Source organism: Vibrio jasicida CAIM 1864 = LMG 25398 (assembly GCF_000400365.1).
Taxonomy (GTDB): Bacteria; Pseudomonadota; Gammaproteobacteria; order Enterobacterales; family Vibrionaceae; genus Vibrio; species Vibrio jasicida.
Window position 1 is genome coordinate 1 of the sequence record NZ_BAOG01000212.1, and the last position, 206, is coordinate 206.

1 rRNA gene is annotated in these 206 nt (G+C 38.3%); it reads left to right on the forward strand.

What is annotated here, in order from left to right:
* Nucleotides 1-120: 120 nt before the first annotated feature.
* Nucleotides 121-206: ribosomal RNA gene (locus VJL_RS26940) — 16S ribosomal RNA — on the forward strand; the annotation flags it as partial.

The following is a 206-nucleotide window of genomic DNA, read 5'->3' on the forward strand; positions in this document are numbered from 1 at the left end:
ATTATCATTCTGTTGGAATGGTAATAGCTTTAAAATTACTTCTTACTTTCGAGTAAGGATGAGTTTTGAAGTCAGTATTCGTTGAGCCTCTCCCTATTTATTTAGGGAATCAAAAACTTTAAATTGAAGAGTTTGATCATGGCTCAGATTGAACGCTGGCGGCAGGCCTAACACATGCAAGTCGAGCGGAAACGACTTAACTGAAC